Origin of the sequence: Frankia sp. AgB32 (assembly GCF_023243045.1) — a bacterium.
Taxonomy (GTDB): Bacteria; Actinomycetota; Actinomycetes; order Frankiales; family Frankiaceae; genus Frankia.
In genome coordinates, this window is record NZ_JALKFX010000025.1 from 18,200 (window position 1) to 40,264 (window position 22,065).

At 73.5% G+C, this 22,065-nt stretch carries 17 protein-coding genes and 1 pseudogene; 4 read left to right on the plus strand and 14 right to left on the minus strand.

Annotated features, from left to right (window positions below; translation table 11 throughout):
* Window positions 1-97: 97 nt before the first annotated feature.
* From MXD60_RS10195 to uppS, 8 genes are all read right to left on the minus strand, one after another.
* Entirely contained in the window at window positions 98-1,453 is a 1,356-nt protein-coding gene (locus tag MXD60_RS10195) for an ABC transporter permease (protein ID WP_248818772.1), read from the minus strand.
* A 20-nt stretch (window positions 1,454-1,473) separates the two neighbouring features.
* Window positions 1,474-2,472, minus strand: coding sequence for an ABC transporter ATP-binding protein (locus MXD60_RS10200; protein WP_248818773.1), 999 nt, complete (start codon window positions 2,470-2,472; stop codon window positions 1,474-1,476).
* 423 nt (window positions 2,473-2,895) lie between these two features.
* Window positions 2,896-4,530 carry an ABC transporter permease gene (locus MXD60_RS10205; protein ID WP_248818774.1) on the minus strand — a complete coding sequence of 545 codons (1,635 nt, stop codon included), beginning with the start codon at window positions 4,528-4,530 and terminating at the stop codon, window positions 2,896-2,898.
* Window positions 4,527-5,459 carry an ABC transporter ATP-binding protein gene (locus MXD60_RS10210; RefSeq protein WP_248818775.1) on the minus strand — a complete coding sequence of 311 codons (933 nt, stop codon included), beginning with the start codon at window positions 5,457-5,459 and terminating at the stop codon, window positions 4,527-4,529. Before MXD60_RS10210 ends, MXD60_RS10205 begins: the two co-directional genes overlap by 4 nt.
* 295 nt (window positions 5,460-5,754) lie before the next feature.
* Complete coding sequence (gene mftC / locus MXD60_RS10215; protein ID WP_248818776.1) at window positions 5,755-7,002, minus strand: mycofactocin radical SAM maturase; 1,248 nt, start codon at window positions 7,000-7,002, stop codon at window positions 5,755-5,757.
* Entirely contained in the window at window positions 6,999-7,385 is a 387-nt protein-coding gene (mftB, locus tag MXD60_RS10220; RefSeq protein ID WP_248818777.1) for a mycofactocin biosynthesis chaperone MftB, read from the minus strand. Before mftB ends, mftC begins: the two co-directional genes overlap by 4 nt.
* Window positions 7,370-7,507: a mycofactocin precursor MftA gene (mftA, locus tag MXD60_RS29355; RefSeq protein WP_248818778.1), complete on the minus strand. Its 138-nt coding sequence runs from the start codon at window positions 7,505-7,507 to the stop codon at window positions 7,370-7,372. Before mftA ends, mftB begins: the two co-directional genes overlap by 16 nt.
* Before the next feature lie 373 nt (window positions 7,508-7,880).
* Window positions 7,881-8,657 carry a polyprenyl diphosphate synthase gene (gene uppS / locus MXD60_RS10230; RefSeq protein WP_248818812.1) on the minus strand — a complete coding sequence of 259 codons (777 nt, stop codon included), beginning with the start codon at window positions 8,655-8,657 and terminating at the stop codon, window positions 7,881-7,883.
* A 343-nt stretch (window positions 8,658-9,000) separates the two neighbouring features.
* On the opposite strand from uppS, the pseudogene MXD60_RS10235 reads away from it, so the two are divergent.
* A pseudogene (locus MXD60_RS10235) lies at window positions 9,001-10,143 on the plus strand (glycerophosphodiester phosphodiesterase); the annotation flags it as partial.
* On the opposite strand, the gene MXD60_RS10240 reads toward MXD60_RS10235, so the two are convergent.
* Window positions 10,026-11,213, minus strand: a complete 1,188-nt coding sequence (locus tag MXD60_RS10240; protein WP_248818779.1) for a glycosyltransferase family 4 protein — start codon at window positions 11,211-11,213, stop codon at window positions 10,026-10,028. The pseudogene MXD60_RS10235 and the gene MXD60_RS10240 overlap by 118 nt on opposite strands.
* Before the next feature lie 656 nt (window positions 11,214-11,869).
* Between MXD60_RS10240 and MXD60_RS10245 the strand changes: the two genes are divergently transcribed.
* Complete coding sequence (locus MXD60_RS10245) at window positions 11,870-13,270, plus strand: aminotransferase-like domain-containing protein (RefSeq protein ID WP_248818780.1); 1,401 nt, start codon at window positions 11,870-11,872, stop codon at window positions 13,268-13,270.
* A gap of 24 nt (window positions 13,271-13,294) precedes the next feature.
* Here MXD60_RS10245 and MXD60_RS10250 read toward each other — a convergent pair whose 3' ends face one another.
* A complete protein-coding gene (locus MXD60_RS10250; protein ID WP_248818781.1) occupies window positions 13,295-14,614 on the minus strand; it encodes an MFS transporter in 1,320 nt (439 codons plus the stop codon).
* Between the two features lie 137 nt (window positions 14,615-14,751).
* On the opposite strand from MXD60_RS10250, the gene MXD60_RS10255 reads away from it, so the two are divergent.
* Window positions 14,752-15,138 carry a DUF962 domain-containing protein gene (locus MXD60_RS10255; protein ID WP_248818782.1) on the plus strand — a complete coding sequence of 129 codons (387 nt, stop codon included), beginning with the start codon at window positions 14,752-14,754 and terminating at the stop codon, window positions 15,136-15,138.
* A 4-nt stretch (window positions 15,139-15,142) separates the two neighbouring features.
* Here MXD60_RS10255 and MXD60_RS10260 read toward each other — a convergent pair whose 3' ends face one another.
* The gene (locus MXD60_RS10260; protein WP_248818783.1) at window positions 15,143-17,767 is read right to left on the minus strand and encodes an ATP-binding cassette domain-containing protein; all 2,625 of its coding nucleotides are present in this window, start codon (window positions 17,765-17,767) and stop codon (window positions 15,143-15,145) included.
* 104 nt (window positions 17,768-17,871) lie between these two features.
* Window positions 17,872-18,573: an Hsp20/alpha crystallin family protein gene (locus tag MXD60_RS10265; RefSeq protein WP_248818784.1), complete on the minus strand. Its 702-nt coding sequence runs from the start codon at window positions 18,571-18,573 to the stop codon at window positions 17,872-17,874.
* A gap of 255 nt (window positions 18,574-18,828) precedes the next feature.
* On the opposite strand from MXD60_RS10265, the gene relB reads away from it, so the two are divergent.
* Window positions 18,829-19,425, plus strand: a complete 597-nt coding sequence (relB, locus tag MXD60_RS10270; protein ID WP_248818785.1) for a type II toxin-antitoxin system RelB family anti-toxin — start codon at window positions 18,829-18,831, stop codon at window positions 19,423-19,425.
* Between the two features lie 35 nt (window positions 19,426-19,460).
* Here the strand turns inward: relB and MXD60_RS10275 are convergent, their stop codons facing one another.
* Together MXD60_RS10275 and MXD60_RS10280 are read right to left on the minus strand one after the other, a co-directional pair.
* Window positions 19,461-20,660, minus strand: coding sequence for an NAD(P)/FAD-dependent oxidoreductase (locus tag MXD60_RS10275; protein ID WP_248818786.1), 1,200 nt, complete (start codon window positions 20,658-20,660; stop codon window positions 19,461-19,463).
* On the minus strand, window positions 20,657-22,033 hold the full coding sequence (locus tag MXD60_RS10280) for an FMN-binding glutamate synthase family protein (RefSeq protein ID WP_368861207.1): 1,377 nt from the start codon (window positions 22,031-22,033) through the stop codon (window positions 20,657-20,659). The genes MXD60_RS10275 and MXD60_RS10280 overlap by 4 nt, the downstream gene beginning before the upstream one ends.
* Between the last annotated feature and the right edge of the window lie 32 nt (window positions 22,034-22,065).

Sequence of the window (22,065 nt, forward strand, 5' to 3'; positions counted from 1 at the left end):
CCCGGCCCGGGCAGCGGACCGCGGCACGCCGCCCGGGCCACAAGCCGGCCCCGGCGAACGTCCGATTGACACCGGATGCTATCCAGACGACGCCGCCTCAGGTCGCGCGCAACGCGTCGCGGATCGACACCCGCGTCCCCGACCGCTTCACCGCGTTGCCGTAGACCCGGCCGGTCAGCCACACCAGCACCGCGATCAGCGCGAGGGTCAGCCCGAAGGCGACGAGCACCTGCCACACCGCCACGCTGCCGATACCGATGAGCATCGGCATCAGCACCGGCGCGAACAGCGGAATCATCGCCATGATCAGAACGAGGCTGGAATCCGGCGACGCCGGCAGCACCGAGATCCCCACCACATAGGGGATGAGGATCGCGGCGATCATCGGGGTGGTGACCCCGGCGGCGTCCTCCTGCCGGCTCACCAGCGCCCCGGCCGCCGCGAACAGCAGCGCGTACATCGAGAACCCGACCAGGAACCACAGCAGCGCCGACGCGACCTTCCCGACGGCGATCCCGGCGGGCAGGTCCAGCTCCCCGGTGCCCAGCCCCAACCCGACGCCGACCACCCCGATCAGCAGCAACTGGCCGAGCGCGACCACGCCGATCCCGACGACCTTGCCGGCCATCAGCTGCCAGGGCCGCACGACGGCCAGCAGCAGCTCCACCACCCGGCTGCTCTTCTCCTCGATCACACCCTGGGCGACCTGCGGGCCGAAGGTGAGCAGCGCGATGTAGATCAGGCCACCGGAGAGCAGGCCGAGCAGCAGCCGGGTGCCGTCGCGGTGAGCCCTGGGATGCAAGGCGTCAACGTCGACGCCGGCCGTCGCGACCGCTCGACCCACCATCGCCGGATCGCCGCCGAGCGCGGAGATCTGCCCCTCCAGCGCCGCCTGCCGAGCCGCGACGGTCAGCACGGACGCCAGCGAGTCCGGCAGATCCTCCTTGACCGTCACCTGGTAGCCCCCGCCCGCCGCGGTGACACGCACGAGCGCGTCGGCGTCGCCGTCGAGCACCGCCGCCCGGCCCGCGGCCGCGTCGGTGACGGTCCGGATCCGCACGTCGGTGTCGAGGGAACGCGCGGCCGCCACGATCGAGGCCGCCTGCCGGCCGTCCGCCGCCGTGACCGCCACCGTCCGCGTCGACGACGACCCGCCGACGGCGTCGAGGATCAGCGTGGTCGCGGCGATCGCGAGCACGAACAGCACCGTCGTCACCTGGAACGCCCGCGAGCGCAGCCGCACCGTGATCTCGCGCCGGGCCACCAGCGTCAGAATCCGCCGGGCGTCACCGGAACCGCCGACGCCCGTGTCCGCACCGGCCCGCGGGTCGCCGTCCGCCATGTCCGCCGTCACCCCGTCCGCCGTCACCCCGTCCGCCCTGGCCGGTTCGACCGTCACACCGTCTGCCGTCGCGGGGACTGCCGGCGTGGCGTCCGGCGTTGGTTGCGCCATCGCAGCGTCCGTCTCCTGGGTCATGACGTGCCGCCGGTGGGGGTGACCGTCGACTCGGGGGGTGCGGCGGGCGCCGGCACGCTGGCGCCCGGGGTCGCGGCGGCAGCGGGCGGGGGATCGACGGCGCTGACGACGTTGCGGAACAGTTCCGCCAGGGATGGCCGACGGTGGCGGAACTCCCGCACCGGGCCCGTTGCCAGTGCCGCACGCAGCACCGCCTGGTCGTCGACACCGTCGGCGAGCTCGAGCAGGGCCGCCGTGCCCTCCCGGCCGCGTACGCGCACGCCGTCGAGGCCGTCGGCCCAGTCCGCGCCGGCCTGGGGCACGTCCACCACGAGCAGCCCGCGGCCGCCGTCACGCAGCTCCTCGACCGGGCCGCAGGCGACCATCCGGCCGGCGCGCACGATCCCCACCCGATCACACAGCCGCTCCACGAGGTCCAACTGGTGACTGGAGAACACCACCGGCACCCCGGCGGCGCGCCGCTCACGCAGCACCTCGCTCATCACGTCCACCGCGACCGGGTCCAACCCGGAGAAGGGTTCGTCGAGGACCAGCACCGCCGGGTCGTGCACCAGCGCCGCGGCGAGCTGCACCCGCTGCTGGTTGCCCAGGCTCAGTTTCTGCACCTCGTCGTCGCGGCGCTCGGCGACCCCAAGCCGCTCGGTCCAGCTCTGCACGGCCCGGCGTGCCGCCGCCGGGCCGAACCCGTGCAACTGTGCGAGATAGCCAAGCTGCTCGGCGACCTTCATCCGCGGGTACAGGCCACGTTCCTCGGGCATGTAGCCGATCCGCCGGCGCATCGCCAGGTCCAGCGGCGCACCGTCGTAGCGGACCTCACCGGCGTCCGCGGCGAGGACGCCGAGGACGATCCGCATCGTCGTGGTCTTCCCGGCGCCGTTGCTGCCCACGAACCCGAACAGCTCACCGGCCCGAACATCGAACGACATCGCGTCCAACGCCACCACGTCGCCGTACCGCTTGGACACCTCGTCTATCACCAGCCGGCCGTCGCCCATGCCACCGCCTTCCCACCGCCACGCCCCATGCCCGGTACCGCACGATCCGATCCTCCGTGTCCGGGTTGTTCGGATTATCTTCCTCGGGCTCGGGAGTGTGCTGTGCGCTCAGCCGGGTGGAGCTGTTGTTTTCCATTTTTTGGGTGGGCGAGGGGCTGACGTCAACACCGTTGATTATCTTGATGATGTCGATCCGCCGGCAGGATTCGCCGACGTCGTCCGACTCCCTTCAGGGTTGGCGGGGCCGTCCTCCCCCATGCCCACCCTGGGCCGTGACCGGATCGGGGCGCGCTCCCCCGCCGCGCGCCCCTGTGCATCCCACGCTGCGGACGCCCTACCCCGCCGCGACAGAAATGTGTCGACCATGCTCCCCCAGGCGGCTCTGCCCGCGACAGGACCTCCGGCGTTGGGCGTGCCGCGCGATCAGGCGGTGGGAAGGTCCCGGCGACGCAGGCCGACGAGACCCGCGGCGGCGAGGGTTGCGGCGAGCAGGCCCAGGACCACCAGCGGGGTCGCGGCGACGGAGCCGCCGGGCGGCCGGGTGGTGTGCGTGAAGGGCGACACGTCGACCAGCCAGTGACTGAGATTCAGGCCGGAGCCGACGACGCCGAGGAGCAGGCAGCCGGCCAGCGCCCCCCAGCTGACCGGCCACAGCCGCGGAGCCAGACCGAACAGGGCGAGCGCGAGCGCCGCGAGCACCGCGACGGCGGGCAGCTCGACCGCCGCGGCGCCCACCGCGTGGGTTGTCTCGCGGCCGACACGGCCGGCGGCCGCGCCGTGGACGAGGCCGGTGACGGTCCCGGCGAGCAGCATCGCGACCGTCGGGCCGAGCGCCGCGAAGACGAGATGGCTGGCGGCCCAGCGAGACCGGCCGACAGCGGAGGCCAGGACAGCCTCGGCCCGGCCGCTGACCTCCTCGGCACGCAGGCGTAGCACCGCCTGGATGGCGTAGCCGGCGACGATCATCCCGAGCAGGGACATGACGGTGGCCAGGTAGGCGTCGACCAGTCCCTGACGACCGCCGAGGCGGGCGAAGGTCTCACGCAGGCCCGGGTTGTCGCCGACCAGATCCGTCACGCCGTTGGCGACGGAACCGAAGACCAGGCCGAGCAGCGCGAACCCGACGACCCAGGCGGCGAGCAGGCCCCGGTGCAGCCGCCAGGCCAGCGCCCACGGCGACCGGAAGGCCGACGACGCCGCTGGGGGTCCGAGCCGGTCCCCCAGCAGCCCGGCGCCGAGGTCACGCCGCGCCGACAGCGCGGCGGCCACGGCGACGAGGGCGACGGCGACGCCCGCGGCCACGCCGAACACCCACCAGACGCGGGCTCCGGACGGTCCGGCGTACGGGTGGACGCGCTGGACCAGCCCGATCGGCGAGACCCACGACAGCCACTCCAGCGCGCCGCCTGGACCGCCGGGTGTGACCGAACCGCCACGATCCCCCACGATCCGCGCGGCCCAGGACGCGGCGAGGACGCCGACCGCGATCCCACGCGCAGCCCCGGCGGCCGCCGTGAGCTGGGCGGCCACGGCCCCGACGGCGGCGAAGATCCAGCCCGCGGCCGCCCCTTCCAGGCCGACCGCGACGGACCCGGCCACCGGCAGGCCGCGCAGACTCAGCACCACCGCGGTCACCAGCGCGGTGCCCAGGTTCGCGCCGAACGCGACCACGAGCGCCGCCGCCAGCCCCGCCTGCCGACCGACGGCCGTCGACCCGATCAGCTCCCGCCGGCCGGCCTCCTCCTCGGCCCGGGTGTGCCGGATGACGACGAGCAGGCTGAGCAGGCCGGAGACGATCGGGAGGAACCCACCGCGCCAGGCGACCAGCTCACCGAGACTGGAACCGGAAAGCCGACCGTAGAGCGCGGTGAACGTGCCGTTGCGCGCACTGGTCGCCGCGAAACCCGTCCGGTCGGCGGCGGTCGGGTACAGGTGGGCGAACGACACCGCCAGGCTGACCGGGATGATGCCGACCGTGTAGATCCAGATCGGCAGCAGCACCCGGTCGCGCCGCAGCGCCAGCCGCGTCAGCGCGCCGGTTCCCCGCAAGCTGGTCATCGCGGTGCCCACGCGGGTGCGTCGCCGCCGCGGTCGTACCGTCCGAGGAACAGCTCCTCCAACGTCGGCGGCCGGCTCACCAGGCCACGCACGCCGGCCGCAGCCAGCCGGGCCAGCGCGGGGGTGAGCGCGCCCGCGTCCACCTCGAAGGTGATCCGGTCGCCGTCGGCCGACAGCGCGTGGACGCCGGACAGGCCCGCCAGGCCCGCGGCGGTCGCCGCCGTATCGGCCGTCGCGGTGAGGTCGGCCGTCACGGAGGTCCGGGTGAGGTGACGCATCTCGTCCAGTGAGCCCGCTTCGACCGTCCGGCCGCCGCGGATGATCGTCACTCGCGCGCACAGCGCCTCGACCTCGGCGAGGATGTGGCTGGAGAGCAGCACGGTACGCCCGTCCCGGCGCTGTTCCTCGCGGATCACCTCCCGGAACTGCTCCTCCATCAGCGGGTCGAGGCCGCTCGTCGGTTCGTCGAGCATCAGCAGCTCGACGTTCGACGCGAGCGCGGCCACCAGCGCGACCTTCTGCCGGTTGCCCTTCGAGTAGGACCGGGCCTTTCTGCGCGGGTCCAGGTCGAACCGGTCCAGCAGCTCCGCCCGCCGGCGCGGGTCCAGCCCGCCGCGCAGCCGGCCGAGGAGATCGATCGCCTCGCCCCCGGACAGGTTCGGCCAGAGCGTGACGTCGCCGGGCACGTAGGCGAGCCGGCGGTGCAGCGCGGTCGCGTCCCGCCAGGCCTCCCCGCCCAGCACGGTCGCCCTCCCCGCGTCCGCCCGCATCAGCCCGAGCAGGATGCGCAGCGTCGTGCTCTTGCCGGCTCCGTTGGGCCCGAGGAAACCGTGCACCTCACCGACGCGCACGGTCAGGTCCAGCCCGTCGAGCGCCCGGGTGGCCCCGAACGTCTTGACCAGCCCGTCCGCCCGGATTGCGTCACTCATCGTGCGCCTTGGCCGTCAGATCCTTGTCCGCTCCTTGTCCGCCCGCTGCCCATGCACCTCGACCGCCCTTCCCGACCGAGACCATACGCGGCGACAGCCCACTGCACATTCGTGTTGGCCGGACGCCGTCAACAGCGTTGATTATCTAGGTCAGGTTGGTGACCGGGGACGTCGGGACACGACGGTGGAGAGTTCCGGGCGCGTGTCTGCGCAAGCCTGGCGCCGGCCAGGTCCGTCCAGGACACACCCGGCCGGGCAGGCAGGCAGGCAGGAACGGCCCAGGACGGTCTCCCGGTCAGCCGCGCGCGGCGAGGACCGGGTCGAATCCGGCGAGCGGATCCTCCTGGCAGGCGCTCACCGGCGGCCGTGCCGGCGCCAGAGTGCTGGGGGCCGGGCCGATCGTCACCGGGACCGGACCGCTCCCGCGGCGGCCGGAACGTCCCGGCCGGGAGTGGTCGACGGACGGGCGCGGCGGGGCGACGTCGCCGCGGGCGAGCAGCGCGTCGACGCCGTGGCCGACGACGCATTCGGGGTCGGGGCCGTCCAGTGGCAGGCCGGTGAAGAACTTCGCCGCCATACAGCCGCCGCGACACGAGTCGAAGTGCCCGCAGGACGCGCACGCCCCGGCGGACTGCGGTTCGCGCAGCGCCGCGAACAGCTCCGAGGTCCGCCACACCGAGGTGAACCCGCCGGTGTCGCGCACGTTGCCGGCGAGGAACTCCTCGTGGATGGCGAACGGGCAGGCGTAGACGTCCCCGACCGGGTCGATCAGGCACACCACCCGGCCGGCGCCGCACAGGTTCAGCCCGGGCAGGGCCTCGCCGTAGGCGGACAGGTGGAAGAACGAGTCGCCGGTGAGCACCTGCTCCCCCGAGGCGACCAGCCAGTCGTAGAGCTCACGCTGCTGGTCGGCGGTGGGGTGCAGCTCGTCCCAGACGTCGGCGCCGCGCCCCGAGGGGCGCAGCCGGGTCAGGCGCAGCTGGGCGCCGTAGCGCGCGGCGATCGCGGCGAAGCCGTCGAGCTGGCCGATGTTGTGCCGGGTCGCGACGACGGACAGCTTGAACCCGCGGAACCCGGCGGCGGCGAGGTTCTCCATCGCCCGGATCGCGGTGTCATACGAGCCGGGGCCGCGCACGGCGTCGTTGACGTCGGCGGTGGCGCCGTCGAGGGAGATCTGGACGTCGACGTAGTCGCTGGCGGCCAGGCGCGCGGCGATCTCGGGGGTGATGCGCACGCCGTTGGTGGAGAACTTCACCCCGACGTGGTGGGCGGTGGCGTAGTCGACGAGTTCCCAGAAGTCCGGGCGGATCGTCGGTTCGCCGCCACCGATGTTGACGTAGAACACCTGGAGCCGTTCGAGCTCGTCGATGACGGCCTTGCACTCCTCCGTCGACAGCTCCCGGGGGTCGCGGCGCCCGGAGCTGGACAGGCAGTGCCGGCAGGCGAGGTTGCAGGCGTAGGTGAGTTCCCAGGTCAGGCAGATCGGCGCGGCCAGGCCGCGGGCGAAGTGGTCGACGAGACGCGCCGGGGCTGCGGTGCTCACGCTGGTTTCCCCTCGACGATCATGTGGGACGCGGCGAGGGTCGCCAGCGCCCGCTGGTAGCGGTCGAGCTGGGCTGCGGGCAGGCCCGCCGCGGCGGCCGCGGCGCGCGCGCTGGGATGCGCGGGCAACGCCTGGACCAGCGCGAGCAGACCCGGCTCCTTGAGGAACGACAACCGGCGGGTGCCGAAGTGGTAGAGCAGTGCGCCGAACGCCTCGGGCCGCACGGATACCTGCGGGTGCAGCTGCCACGCCCGGTCCAGATCGAACCCGGTGCCACCGGTGCCCGTGTCCCCGGAACCGGCCGCGGGATCCCCGGGCGCGGGCCCGCCGGCAGCCGGGCCGGCGGGCCGCTCGGGGGAAACGGCGCTCAGTAGACGCCGCACATGCCGTCGATGGAGACCTCCTCGACGAGGAGGTCGGCGACGATGGCGTCCGCGGCGTCGTCGGACGCGGCGGGCACCGCCTCGGTGACCTGGTCGACCTGCTCGAGCACGGACGGCTCCACGGCAACTCCCTGGATCTGCGCACGGCTGGGTGGCGGAGAACGGGCTGGCGTGCCTGCTCCCCGCTGGAAGACTGTAATGGCACCCAGTGCCAAAGAAAAGCTGTTTCTGGTCCACCAGGGAGGCGAACACGGTCGCCGACCGCCCTACCCTCACTCACCGTCACCGGGTTGCGTGGGAGGGGGCGCGTGTGGGTCCCTCTGGGCGACATTTCAGGCGGGAATCCGACCGCAGGGACCCACATTGCCGCCTTCCCCTGCGGACACCCCCGCCACGGTCACGCCCCGCGACCGATCCTCCGCCAGCGGACGGGACCAGCCCCGACCAGGCGAAGGCGCTCGATCTGGCCCCCAGGTGCGCGCGAGTGGCGTGCCCTCAGCTGCCGTGGCGGCGTTCGCGGGCGGCGAAGCTGCGCAGCGCCCGCAGGAAGTCGATCTCCCGGAACGCCGGCCAGTACGCCTCGCAGAAGTACAGCTCCGAATAGGCGCTCTGCCACAGCAGGAAGTTCGACATCCGCTGTTCGCCGGAGGTGCGGATGACCAGGTCCGGGTCGGGCTGGCCGGCGGTGTAGAGGTGGCGGGCGATGTCGTCCATGGTCAGCGAGGCGGCGGCGTCGGCGAGGGAGTCCCCCGCCTCGGCGCGTTCGTGCAGGTGCTCACGCAGCGCCTCGATGACTTCCTGGCGCCCGCCGTAGCCGACGGCGAGGGTGACGTGGAAGCCGGTGGCGCAGTCCCGGGTCGTCTCGACGGCGTCCTTGAGGACCCGGGCGGTCGAGTCGGGCAGCACGTCGAGCATCCCGGCGAGGTGGACCTGCCAGCGCGCGTCGGGCCGGGCGAGCCGGTCGGAGACGACCTGCTCGATGACGCCCATCAGGAACGCGACCTCGGTGTCGTCGCGGCGCTGGAGGTTCTCCGTCGAGCAGACGAACACGGTGACGTGGCGGATGCCGACCGCCTCGCACCACGACAGCACGTCCTCGGCGTGCTCGGCGCCGTAGCGGTGGCCGAGGCTGGGGTTGGCCATGCCCATCTCGCGGGCCCACCGGCGGTTGCCGTCCATGACGAGCCCGACGTGGGTCGGCAGCGGGCCGGTCATGACCGCGCGGCGCAGCCGCCGGGTGTAAAGCGCGTAGAGGGGGCCGCCGAGCGCCATGTGCACCTTCCCGCCGCCGGTCTCCACGGACCGCGGCGGACCAGCCACCGCGGTCGGCCACGACATGACCGTGATGGGTGACGATACCCGCAGTTGGCCGGGACCCGCGCGCCCACCGCCCGCGGCGGATCAGGTACCGGGCAGTGTCGTGGTCGCGGCGCTGCCATCGGTGAACGCGGTGGCCCGCCAGAGGTCCTCCCAGGCCGGCGGTGACGTTCACCGAGCCGTAGACGCGGCGACCACGGCGGGTAAGACCCGGTGCCCCTGGTCGCCACCTGGACCCGCTTGGCTGGTCGGGCGCCCACGCGCGGCGACGATCGCCGCCGGGCACGCTGGAGGAGCCGTGGACCGCCGCCAGGTACTCGCGGGCCTTGCCGTCGCACCGCTGACCGCCGCCCCGCTGGCCGTCGCCGGACCGGCCCTGGCCGCCGGTTCGGCGCCTCGGCGCACCACCCTGGTCATCGGTCATCGGGGTGCGGCCGGCTACCGCCCGGAACACACCCTGGCCTCCTACGAGCTCGGTGCCCGCCTCGGCGCGGACTTCATCGAACCCGATCTCGTCCCGACGAAGGACGGGGTGCTCGTCGCCCGGCACGAACCGGAGATCGGCGGGACGACGAACGTCGCCGACCATCCCGAGTTCGCCGCCCGCCGCAGGACCGTCTCCCTCGACGGCACGGCGACCACCGGCTGGTTCACCGAGGACTTCACCCTGGCAGAGCTGAAGACGCTGCGGGCCAGGGAGCGTCTGCCCGACGTCCGCCAGGAAAACTCCATGTACGACGGGCTGTTCGAGATCCCGACGTTCACCGAGGTCCTCGAGCTGCGGGCGCGGCTGTCCCGGGAACTCGGGCGGGAGATCGGCGTCTACCCGGAGACCAAGCACCCGACGTACTTCGCCAAGGCCGGTCTGCCACTGGAGCAGCGCCTGCTCGACACACTCGGCCGGTACGGGCTCAACCGCGCCGACGCGCCGGTGTTCGTGCAGTCCTTCGAGACGACGAACCTCGCCGAGCTGCGCACACTGGGCCTGCGCACCCGGGTCGTGCAGCTGCTGTCCGCCACCGGCGCGCCGTTCGACCTGGTCGCCGCCGGGGACAGGCGGACCTACGCGGACCTGGTCACCCCGGCCGGGCTGCGGGCCATCGCCGTGTACGCCACCGGCATCGGACCGGACAAGCTGCAGGTCATCCCGAAGAACCCCGACGGGACCCTCGGCCGGGCGACATCGCTGGTCACCGACGCGCACGCCGCCGGCCTGCTGCTGCACCCCTACACGTTCCGCGCGGAGAACAGCTTCCTGCCGAAGGACTACCAGCGCGGCACCGCGCCGAACGACTTCGGCCGCGCGATCGACGAGCAGGTCGCCTACCTGCAAGCCGGGATCGACGGGCTGTTCACCGACCAGGCGGACATCGGGGCGCTGGCCCGCGCCGTCGCCGCCGGGCAGTCGATCGCCGCCACCCCGCCGGGTCCGCACCCGGCCTCCTGAACCGCCGCCAGGTGAGGGCGGCGTGGTGTGGTGGGGGGGGGGGGGGGGGGCCGGCCCCGGGGGGGGCCCGGGGGGGGGGGGGGGGCGCCCCCCCCGGCGCGGCCGGAGGCCATCCCCTCCAGGCCGGCGATCGAGAAACTCTCGAACCGGCTGGGCACGACCACCACCCGGGCCTCCTCGTAGGCCTTGACCAGCTCCGGCCGGCTGAGGTGGCCGGTGAACCGGTAGGCGACGCCGAGCTCGACCGCCCGGCGTTCCAGCCAGGTACCGGTCGGGACGCCGTCGATGACGCCGGACGACTGGCCGGCGAACACGACGGTGGGCGACACCCCGCGTTCCTTGAGCAGCGCGGCGGCATCGAGGAGCACGTCCAGGCCCTTGCGCCACTCCAGCCGGCCGACGACGAGCATCGTCTGGTCGGTTCCCTGCGGCGGGACGACCTCCGCGTACGGCGTGCGGTCGAAGGGGTAGGGGATGACGTCGGCGTCGGTCGTCTTCTTCAGCCAGCCGAAGCCACGCAGCGTGGTGACGATCAGCTCGGACGGCGCGGTGCGGGCGTTGGCGCGCAGCGCGGAGAACCGGTCGATCCGGTCGGCCAGGGCGCCGCGGCCGTGCAGTTTCCCCTCCCGCAGACGGACATCCATCATCGTCGGCGTGTGCAGGTGGATCACCAACGGGCGGTCCCGCTTCATGGCGACCTGCAGGCCACGGGTCTCACCGTCCTGCGTCTCGATGACGTCCGGGTGCAGGTCCAGGCGGCGAAGCCAGAACGCGTAGGAGATCGCGAGGACGAACCGCAGGGCGAGGGAGTCACGGGGGTGGTTCGCCCCCTGCATCGGCCGGCCCAGCGGGCCGAGGAAGCGGCTGACCGGCAGGCGCAGCAGCGGCCGGCGGTGGACCTGGACGCCGTCGTGATCCTCGTCGGTGCGGCGGCGGCCCTGCGCGCAGACGATGTGCACCCGGTGCCCCAGGGCAACCAGGGCATGGGCGATGTCATGCGTGTACACCCCCGCCCCATCCCAGATGATCGGCGGGTACTGCTCGCACAAGAAGACGATCTCCATACCCATCCCCCACGGCGACTAACTCCGGCGGGCTCACCTTAGCGCCCGTCAATCGACCGACCACATGGGGTTTCCGCCACTGTGGCCGCCTCGGCGAGGTCTAACTCGCCTCCGCGGGGCGCACCCCAATCACCACCTGACCTGCACGTTTATTCCTACCTCAGGGTTTTCGCGGGCAGTCTGAGCCCCGCCGTCGACGATCCCTGGGGGGCGTCGGGCGGACACCGAGCCCACATTTCCGTCGCGGAGCGCGACAATTGTCATCTTACCGTGGTAGCGCAGCGCTCAGGCGGCGCCGGCGGGCCGCCCGACGCCCTCACCGGCGGGCTTCGAAGCGAGGCGTTGCGCACCGTCGCCCACGCTCGGGGCGGGACCGGAGCCCCCCGACAGCGGTTCGGCCTGGTCCGCGGGCGCAGGAGAACCAGCGCTACCGGCCAGGGGGTCGCCGCCGGACGGGGTCGAGTGACCCACGGACGGGGGGAAAAGTCGGTAACGAGGGTCTCGGGTGTCCGGACCGAACCTGGCCGCCACGCCGATCACGGCCGCGAACAGCCCCAGCAGCAGGAGCTCAGGCATCGTTCGGCCCGCCCGGGCGGACGAGGTCAGTGGCGGGTAGCGGCACATCACCCGGAATGAAAGCGCTATTATCATTCTTCATGGTCAACGATAGCAGTATCGACCGGGTGGTCAATGAGCTTCGTCGACTCGCGGAAATCGGAGCCGTCGGGGAGAAACTGCCGAGCACCCGGGCCCTGCAGCAACGGCTCGGCGTGGGCCCGGTGACCGTGCAGCGGGCGCTGGGCCGGCTGGTCGCCGAGGGACGGCTGGTGACCAGGCCCGGAGCGGGCACCTTCATCTCCGCGCGGCCGGCGGTGCAGGTCGGCGACACCGACTGGCAGCAGGTCGCGCTCGGCCCGAGCCCCGTGCACTCCGCCGGCGTCGACACGATCTTCCAGGCCGCGGGCGCCACCGGCTTCCAGCTCGGCGCCGGCTATCTCGACGCGAGCCTGCGGGCGGACGGCCGGCTGTCCGTCGCCGTCAGCCGGGCCGCGCGCCGGCCGGATGCCTGGGCCAGCCCGCCCACCGCGGGGCTGGCGGAACTGCGCAGCTGGTTCGGCCGCCTGCTCGGCGCCGACCCGGAGAACGTCCTGGTCACCGCGGGCAGCCAGGGTGCGTTGTCGGCGGCGTTCCGGGCGATCCTGCCCGCCGGTCAGCCGGTGCTGTTCTCGACCCCCACCTACCCCGGCGCGCTCGCCGTCGCCCGCAGCGCGGGGCTGATACCGATCCCGGTGCCCGGCGACCACGACGGCATCCGGCCCGAACTCCTGCGGAGCGCGTTCGCCCGCAGCTCCGCCCGGCTCCTGGTGATCCAGCCGACCTACGCCAATCCGGACGGCAGCGTGCTCGCCGCGTCGCGGCGCGCGGAGGTACTGGAGATCTGTCGGGCCGCCGGGGCGTTCGTCATCGAGGACGACTACGCCCGCTGGCTCGGCTTCGCCCGCACCCCGCCGCCCCCGCCGTTGTCGCAGGACGACGACCGGGGTCAGGTCATCACGATCGTGTCGCTGACCAAGATTCTCGCGCCGAGCCTGCGAGTCGGCGCGGTGATCGCCCGCGGCCCGGTGATGAGTCGGATCGCGGCGATGCGGATCGTCGATGACTTCTTCGTCTCCCGCCCGTTGCAGCACACCGCGATCGAGCTGGTCAGCGGGCCCGCGTGGGCGGCGCAACTGCGGTCGGTCGGGACCGCCCTGCAACAGCGGGCGGCAGCGCTCGTCGGCGCGCTCACCCAGCACCTGCCCGAGTGTTCGTTCACCGCGCCGCGCGGCGGAGTGAACATCTTCCTGCGGCTGCCCACCGGCGTTGACGACCTCGTGGTCGCCCGCGAGGCGGGTCGCCTCGGCGTGGCCGTGCTGCCGGGCCGCTACTTCACCATCGGCGAGCAGGCTGGCGCCCACCTGCGGCTGTCCTACGCCGGAATCCGCGCCGAGGAGATCCCCGCGGCGGTCCGGCTGCTCGCCGAGGCGCTGCGGACAGCCGCCGGGAGCGGGGGCTGACGTCCGGACCGGCTACCGCCGGTGTCACGGTCCGGTCGCCGCGTCCCCGTCCGGCAGGATCTGACCCACGAGGGTCGAGCGAACGGGTATCGACCGTTCGGTCCCCGCGACCGCGCGCCACAGCACGGGCGCGAGCAGGGCGCAGACCAACAGCGAGGCCGCGGCCAGGACGAACGGCAGCCGGTGGTCGAGCGCGAACAGCGCCCCTGACGCCAGCGACGCGACCACCGTCGCGGCGGTCTGCGTCGTCGCGAACAGCCCCTGGCCGCGCCCCGCCACGCTGGCGGCGGCACTCTCCTGGGCGAGCAGCGACTGCGCCGCCGGCCGGCTGACGGAGAGCAGTACGCCCTCAAGGCAGCCGACCAGCAGGACGACGGACAGCAGCGGCAGGAACGGGTAACTGGCGACCGCCGCGGCGCGCGACACCACGCTCGCCACGATCAGCACCCGCCGGTCCCGGTGGTCGGCGAGCCAGCCCGCCGGCCAGGCGAACAGCAGGTAGGGCAGCCCGAACAGGGTGAAGGTCAGGCCGATCACGGCCGTCGAGACCCCCTCCCGCCGCATCAGCAGGCTCCAGCACGTCTCGTACACGCCACTGGTGAGCCCGTCACTGGCCGCGATGAGAAGCAGGCCCGCCAGACCCCGGGTGATCAGCCGGCCGGCTCTCGCGGGCGCCGCGGTGGACGCGGGCCCGGCGGCCGGCACGGGTGTAGCTGTGAACGCGGGTCCGGCTGTGGACGCGGGTCCGCCAGCCGCGGCGGTGGCCGGTAGCAGCCACAGGACCGGCAGCGAGGCCAGCACGCCGGCGGCTCCGCTGGCGAGGAACAGCGCGTCCAGGTGCTGTTCGCCGGCGAGCCCGCCGAACAGTGGGCCGATCGTGACACCGAGGAGCTGCCCGGTGTAGACGGCGCTGAAGGCCCTGCCCCGCAGGCGCGGGGCGACCGCGGTGGCGACCGCCGTCAGGGTGGCGACCTCGAAGGCTCCCGCGCCGGCGCCCTGCAGCACCCGGGCGGCCGACGCCGCCTCGACCCCGGCCGACAGGTACAGGCCGAGGCACCCGGCGGCGTAGCCGGCCAGGCCGACGAGCAGCACCACGCGGTGACCGTGGATCGCGCTGGCCCGTCCCGCCAGGTACTGCGACAGCAGCGCGCCGAGGAAGAAGGCCGCCATCACCACGCCGATGCCGGCCGCGGGGATGTCCCGGCCCTCCAGGTACAGCGGCAGCAGCGGCGCGATCGCGAACGACCCCAGCCACTGCAGCAGCGTCGCGACGGTCAGGACGGTGAGCAACCGGCCGACGCCGCCGCGCGGCGTCCCGTCCGGTGCCGCGCCAGCCCGACTCACGAAAGGGTCCTATCTCTCCCAGAGGCGGCCCGCAACCTGGCGCCGCCGCGCGGGCTGGCCTCGTACCACCGCGGGAAGGATCATTCGGTGGGCCCCGCGGGGGCCCGCGAGGTGCGGGTCGAGAAGGAGGGGATCAGATGTCTGTCCACCCGAGGACGTCGCCGGCCGACCCGGCGCCCGGTGACACTCGGCCACCGGACCGGGCGGCGTCGTTCGCCACGAAGATGGCTTTCTACCGCTCGCAGCACACCAGCCGGGGCATCCGGCTGACCCATCTCGTCGGCATTCCCGGGGTGGCCTTCTCGCTGCCACTGGTGGCGGCCAGGCCACGGGTGGGCGTGGCGATGTTCGCCGCGAGCTGGGCCCTGCAGGTTGCCGGCCACGCGCTGTTCGAGCACAACAGGCCGGCGCTGACCCGTGGCCCGCTGACCTACCAGCTGTGCGGGCTGGCCTTCTGGTGCGAGGAGGTCGCCGAGCTGGTCGCCGGGCGCGGGCTCGGCGCCGGGCCCGGCGACCACGGTTGACCGTTCAGCGGCGCGCCTTGCGCCCGGCGGGGACCTGGGGGGCCGCCGGGTGGGTGCCGGAGCCGCCGGGGCCCGTCTGCGCCGGGCCGGCGATCCGGGTCACCTTGGGCTCGATGCGCCGCAGCATGAGCGCGGTCAGGGCGAGCGCCACCACGCAGATCACGACGCCGAGCCCGACATCCGTCAGCCAGGTGCGCGCATTGTGGTCCCAGAGTGTGTCGGGCGGGTCGTTGCGCAGGGTCGGGTTGCCGAGCTTGGCGGTGACGTTGAGGTCGTCGGTGCTGGCCAGCGCGGCGAAACCCCAGCGGGACGGGACGAGGAAGCTGAGCTGCTCCAGCACGAGTCGGCCCGTCATGGACGTCAGGCCGCCGGAGAACACCAGTTGACCCATGGTGACCAGGACGAGGATCGGCATCGCCTTGTCGGCGTTGTCGATCAGCGAGGACACGAACAGGCCGATCATCATCGAGGCCAGCGCGCCGACGATCACTGCCACCAGGCATTCCAGCAGCGGTGAGCCGAGAACCACGGCCTCCGGCGGGGTCCGCCCGGTGATCGCGATCAGGGTGAACACGACGCACTGCGCGGTGGTGATCACCGACAGAAGTATGATCTTGGAACCGAGGTAGGCCGTCCGGGACAGCCCGATCGTCCGTTCTCGTCGGTAGATCGCCCGTTCCTTGACGATCTCGCGGACGGAGTTGGCCATCCCCATGAAGCAGGCACACAGCACCAGCACCACGAGGACCTTCGCCGCGCCGGCGTTCGGTCGGTCCGGCAGCGGGCCCAGGCCGTCCGGTGACTGCAGGATCCGCGGGACGATGCCGAGCAGGAACGGGTACGCGACGATCAGCCGCAGGTAGGAGCGGTCGGCGAGGACCACCCGCCAGTAGCGCCGGGTCAGCGTGCCGAGCTGCGCGAGCACCGGTTGCTGGCGGATGCTGGGCAGCTCCGGTGGCGCCTTGCGGACCGCCGGTGCCACCACGGCGGACGGCACGAAGAACTCCGACGCCCGGAAGCGGGCCGCCATCTGGTCGCCCGGGGTCGCCTCCAGCTCCCGGAAAACGGCGGCGAACTCACGGAAGTCCTGCTTGCCGAAGAAGCGCAGCGCGCCGTCCGCGGGCCCGAAGTAGGCGACGTGACCGCCGGGCGCGAGCACCAGGATGAAGTCGCACAGGTCCAGGAACAGCACGCTGTGGGTGACGACGATGACCGTCCGGCCGCTCTCGTCGGCGGAGCCGGCGCCGCCGCCCTTCGCCAGGCCCTGCAGCGTCTCCATCACCGACTGGTCGTTCGCCGGGTCGAGCCCGGAGGTCGGCTCGTCCAGGAACAGCAGCGAGGGCCGGGTCAGCAGCTCCAGCGCGACGCTGGTGCGCTTCTTCTGGCCGCCGGAGAGCTGCGACACCCGCGTGTCGGCGTGCGCGGTCAGCCCGAGCTGGCCGATGACCTCCTCGACCCGGGCGCGGCGCTCCTCGCCGGTGGTGTCGGCGGGGAAGCGCAGCTCCGAGCCGTAGAGCAGGGCCTCGCGGACGGTGAGCTGGTCGTGCAGCGGGTCGGCCTGGGGGACGTAGCCGATCCGGCGCCGCAGCTCGTCGTACTCGGCGTAGAGGTCACGGCCGGCGTAGCGGACCGCGCCGCCGTCGGCAGGCCGGAAGCCGGTGAGCGCGTTGAGCAACGTCGACTTGCCCGCGCCGCTGGGGCCGACCACCCCGAGCAGGGAGCGGCCGGGCAGCCGGAAGGTGAGGTCGTGCATGAGCTGCTTGCTCCCGGCAAACACCGACAGGTCCTGCACCTCGAAGGCGACGTCGCCGGAGTCGACGTACTCGACCAGCGAGCTGCCCTCGAGCTGGAACAGGTGATGCCCGATCGCGATGACGTCGCGCTGCCTGATCGACGCCCGGCCGACCCGGTGGCCGTTGACGAACGTGCCGTTCGCCGAGTCGAGGTCCACCAGCTCCACCACGCCGAGGGAGATGGTGAGCTCGGCGTGGTGGCGGGAGGCAAGCAGGTCGGCGACGGTCACCTCGTTGCTGCGGGAGCGGCCCAGCCGCATCCGCCCGGGCACCAGCGGGTGCACCCGACGGCGGGAGTGGACGAGTTCGCTCTGCGTCGTCGCCGGGTCTACCGGCCAGGAGCCGGACGGCGGACCCACCGGCTGGCCCGGCACCCCCACCCCGGCGGGCTTCCTGGCCGCGCCGGACGGCTCGGCCAGGGCGGTCACCGGCGTCGGCGGCACCTCGACGGGCGGGGCGCCCGACGCGAACGACGCCAGGTCCTCGATCGAGATCGGCGCCGAGTCCGGACCGCGGGTCGGCGCGGTCGGCGGGGCCGCCGGCCGGCCGGGCTGCAGGAGGACCTCCGGGCCGTCCGCGGCGCCCAGCCGCAGCCGCATCTCACCGACGATCTCCTGGTCGCCAACGCGGCGACCGTCCTGCCACAGACCGTTGGCGCTGACATCCTCGATGCGCCAGCCCGTCCCGACCGGCTGCAGCACCAGGTGTCGGCGCGACACCCGGCCATCATTGATCACGATGTCCGCCACCCGGGCTCGGCCGATCGCGACGCGCGCGTCACCGTCAAGCGTCACCTCGCCGGCCGGGGTGCTGACGTGAAGCGGGGTCCCAGGCACGCACACTCTCCCTCGATCGCCAGACGCACCATAGTGTGCCTGGACACGGGGGATTCGCCCGACTCCTGTCCGAAAGCCGTCGCGAAAGGTGCCGTGTGCCGCGCTCAGCGGAACTCGCGGCCCAGTCCTTCGCCCTCGGCGGCGTCGCCGGTGGTCATTCCGCCGTAGCCGGCCGGGCGGGCGCCACCCTCCGCCGCCGCCGTGCCACCGATGTCCCGGTCGCCGCCATCACGCGCCGGCGCGTCGGCGCCCCTGGCCGGGCCACCGGCCTCCCTGGCCGGGCCACCGGCCTCCCTGGCCGGGCCACCGGCCTCCCTGGCCGGGCCACCGGCGTCTCCGATGGTGATCTCGATGTGTCGCGGTTGGCTGCGGCTCGCCTTCGGCAGTGTCACCGTGAGGACGCCGTCCGACAGGCTCGCGGTGACGCCCTCGACGTCGACCTCGCCGGGAAGGGTGACGCGGTGTTCGAACCGGCCGAAGCGCCGCGTCCGGCGCCGTGCGATCCCGGCCTTCTCCCGTTCGCGGACCTCGCCGCTGACGTGCAGCTCGTTGTCTCGCAGGTCGATGGCGACGTCCTCGCGGCGCGCGCCGGGCAGTTCGAGCTCCACGACGAAGGCGTCGTCGGTCTCCTCGACGTCGACCGGCAGTGCCGCACCGGCCAGCACGCCGAGCGGGCGACCGGCACCGCCCGCGACGTCGCCGAGCAGGCTGCCCATCCGACTCCAGGCCTCCTCGATCTCGCGGAACGGGTCCCAGCGGCCCGCGAGGGCCACGCCCTCGGGACCGTTGCGCGTGGGAAGCGCCATGACTCCACCTCCGTCGTCAGCTCGCAACGTCATCGTCGTGATCGGCCCTTGTCGCGACGCGCGGGCGTCACGTGCCGCCACCACGACCGTTGTCATCACAATTAGTTAGATTGCAATTACCTTCCGACCCCTACCCGGGTGCGGCCCGCCGGCAAACCGGGCCATCGCACGCCGGCGCCCGGCGCCGGGCCTGCTCCCGGGCCGGCCGGATGCGGGGCTGACCTGGCCAGGCGGGCAACGCCCTACGCTGGACAGGTGTCCAGCGCGCCGGGCGAGCAGGCCCTCGAACGGGTCATCGCCGCCCGCGTCCGGGAGTACCGGCTCGCCGCCGCGCTGTCCGTGGCCGAGCTGGCCCGGCGCACGGAGATGTCCAAGGCCATGCTCTCGAAGATCGAGAACGCCCAGACCTCGTGCAGCCTGTCCACCCTCAGCCGGCTCGCGACCGGCCTCGGGGTGCCGGTGACCGCGCTGTTCCGGGGCGTCGACGACGAGCGGGAGGCGGTGTTCGTGCCCGCCGGGCACGGTGCACGGATCGTCCGGCGCGGCAGCCGGGTGGGCCACCTCTACGAGCTGCTCGGCACGCTGCGGGGCGGCCCCCGGCGAATGGAGCCGCTGCTGGTCACCCTCAGTGAGGCCAGCGAGGTGTTCCCGCTGTTCCAGCACGAGGGCACCGAGTTCCTCTACGTCCTCGACGGGGTGCTGGAGTACGGCCACGGCGAGGCCCGCTACGTGCTGACTCCCGGCGACGCGCTGATGTTCGACGGCCAGGGCCCGCACGGCCCGGTGCGGCTGCTGGAGCTGCCGATCCGCTTCCTGTCCGTCACCGCCTACGGGACGCACGACACCTCCTGACCGGCCGCCAGCCGGCTCCGTCCCGCGCGGGGCGCTCAGCGCATCTGCCCGGCCCCCACGTAGGGATGCGGGCTGACCAGGGGCGCGTTCTCCGCGAACCGGGACAGCCGGAAGTCCGCCGCGGGGATGAGCGGGTGGCCGGAGTCCCCGTCGACCACAAGATCGGCGACGAGCTCCCCGACGGCGACCGAGATCTTGAAACCGTGCCCGCTGAACCCCGCCGCGACGATCAGACCCTCGACCGGGGTGGTCGAGATGATCGGGTTGTAGTCGGGAGTGACGTCGTAGCACCCGGCGTAGGACGACGCCAACGCCACGTCCGGCAGGCCGGGGAAGCGGTGGGCGAAGCGGCTCACGGCCGTCTCGACATAGGCGGGATCGGCGCCGGACCGGTAGTCGTCGGGGTCGACCCACTGTGGTCGGCTGTGGTCGCTGTTCCCGACGAGAAGTGCGCCGGACCGCTCGGGCCGCAGGTACTGCAACCCGACCAGGTCGGACAGCACAGGTCGGCCGGCGACCGGCGCGCCCGGGGTGACCAGCAGGATCTGCTCGCGCTGGGCCCGCAGCGGCAGGCCCACCCCCACCTGCGCGGCCAGTGCCGCGGACCACACCCCGGCGGCGAGCACGACGGTGCCCGCCGCGATCCGGCTGCCGTCGGCCAGCTCCACGCCGACCGCCCGGTCGCCGTCGGTGAGGATGCGGACCACCGTTGCCCCCTGACGCACCCGCACGCCGCCGCGCCGCGCCGCCGCCAGGTAGGCGTGACAGGTCCGGTAGGCGTCGCCGTAGCCGCCGTGCGGCTCGTAGGCGAAGGCGGCGAAGTCGCCGAGTTCCACCTCGGGCCACAGCGCCGCGACCTCGGCCGGGTCGGCGAGCCGGGTGTCGACGCCGGCCTCGGCCACGGCCGCCACGTTCGCCGCGAGCGCCGCGGCGTCCCGGGGCCCGACGCCGACCAGGTAGCCGACCTGTTCGAAACCGACTCCGCCGGGCACGCCGAGGATCTCGGCGGCGTGGGTGAACAGCCGCACCCCGCACCAGGCCATCACCGCCAGCGACCGCACCCCGTAGTGGCAGCGGACGATGCCACTGGAACGGCCGGTGCCGCCCGAGCCGACCGTCGACCGTTCCAGGACGACCACGTCGCACACGCCCCTGCTGGTCAGCGCCCAGGCGGTCGCCGCGCCCTCGATGCCGCCGCCGACGATGACGACCTCGGCGCTCGCCGGGCCGCTCACCGGCCCGGGATCCAGTCGGTGCCCGCCAACGGGACCCGGGCCATCGCCGCCGCCTCGACGGTGAGCGCGACGAGGTCCTCCGGTTCGAGCCGGTGCACGTCACTCTTGCCGCAGGCGCGGGCGAGCATCGTCGTCTCCATCGCCAGCGCCCGCAGGTAGTTCGCCACCCGCCGCGCGCCGAGCGCCGGGTCGAGCCGGGCGGCAAGCGCGTCGTCCTGGGTGGTGATGCCGACCGGGCAGGCCCCGGTGTGGCAGTGGGTACAGTGGCCCGGCGCGGTGCCGAGCGCGGTGTACTCCGCGCTCACGTCGACCTCGATCCCGGCCCCGGCCCCGGCCGGTTCGCCGGCGGCGGGCAGCCGGTAGGTCGGGGCGTTGCAGCCCAGCGCGATGAGCGGGGCGACGCCGAGGGACACCGCGTCCGCGCCGAGGGCGAGCGCCTTGGCGACGTCCGCGCCGGTCCGGACGCCGCCGGAGATGATCAGCCCGACGTCGCCGGTGAGACCGAGGTCGGCCAGCGCGTCGGCGGCGAGACGCACGGCGGCGAGGGTGGGGATGCCGGTGTGCTCGATGAACGCGTCCTGGGTCGCGCCGGTGCCGCCCTGCATGCCGTCCACGACGACCACGTCGGCGCCGGCGGCCACCGCGAGGCGGACGTCATGGTCGACCCGGGTGGCCCCGATCTTCACGTAGACGGGGACCTGCCAGTCGGTGGCCTCCCGGATCTCCTCGATCTTGATCTTCAGGTCGTCCGGGCCGGTCCAGTCCGGGTGCCGGCTCGCCGAGCGCTGGTCGACCCCCTCGGGCAGGGTGCGCATCCCGGCCACCCGGGCGCCGACCTTCTGGCCGAGCAGCATCCCGCCGCCGCCGGGCTTCGCGCCCTGGCCCAGCACGATCTCCACCGCGTCGGCGGCCCGCAGGTCGACCGGGTTGAACCCGTACCGCGACGGCAGGCACTGGTAGACCAGCGTGCGCGACGCCGAGCGCTCCTCCGGCGTCATCCCGCCGTCCCCGGTCGTCGTCGACGTCCCCACCTGCGACGCGGCGCGGCCCAGTGCCTCCTTCGCATTCGCCGACAGCGAGCCGAACGACATCCCGGCGATCGTGATCGGAATGTCCAGGACGACCGGCCGGGCCGCGCGCCGCGCGCCCAGGACGGTCCGGGTGTCGCAGCGCTCCCGGTAGCCCTCCAGCGGATACCGGGAGGCGCTGGCGGTCAGCAGGAGCAGGTCGTCGAAGTCCGGCACGGCCCGGCGGGCCCCCCAGCCGCGGATCGGGTAGCGGCCGAGTTCGGCGCGCTCCCGGATCCCGGCGATCACCGGCGGGCCGAAGGTGTGGTGCACCGGGCTGCCGTCGATCGCGTCGTCGCGGGACATCATCTCGTACCGGGACATCATCTCGTACCGGG

Coding starts and splice junctions, on each gene's coding strand:
- MXD60_RS10195 (WP_248818772.1), bottom strand. CDS start 1,453: ATGGCGCAACCAACGCCGGACGCCACGCCGGCAGTCCCCGCGACGGCA.
- MXD60_RS10200 (WP_248818773.1), bottom strand. CDS start 2,472: ATGGGCGACGGCCGGCTGGTGATAGACGAGGTGTCCAAGCGGTACGGC.
- MXD60_RS10205 (WP_248818774.1), bottom strand. CDS start 4,530: ATGACCAGCTTGCGGGGAACCGGCGCGCTGACGCGGCTGGCGCTGCGG.
- MXD60_RS10210 (WP_248818775.1), bottom strand. CDS start 5,459: ATGAGTGACGCAATCCGGGCGGACGGGCTGGTCAAGACGTTCGGGGCC.
- uppS (WP_248818812.1), bottom strand. CDS start 8,657: ATGGCGCTCGGCGGCCCCCTCTACGCGCTTTACACCCGGCGGCTGCGC.
- MXD60_RS10240 (WP_248818779.1), bottom strand. CDS start 11,213: ATGGAGATCGTCTTCTTGTGCGAGCAGTACCCGCCGATCATCTGGGAT.
- MXD60_RS10245 (WP_248818780.1), top strand. CDS start 11,870: ATGGTCAACGATAGCAGTATCGACCGGGTGGTCAATGAGCTTCGTCGA.
- MXD60_RS10255 (WP_248818782.1), top strand. CDS start 14,752: ATGTCTGTCCACCCGAGGACGTCGCCGGCCGACCCGGCGCCCGGTGAC.
- MXD60_RS10265 (WP_248818784.1), bottom strand. CDS start 18,573: ATGGCGCTTCCCACGCGCAACGGTCCCGAGGGCGTGGCCCTCGCGGGC.
- MXD60_RS10280 (WP_368861207.1), bottom strand. CDS start 22,033: ATGTCCCGCGACGACGCGATCGACGGCAGCCCGGTGCACCACACCTTC.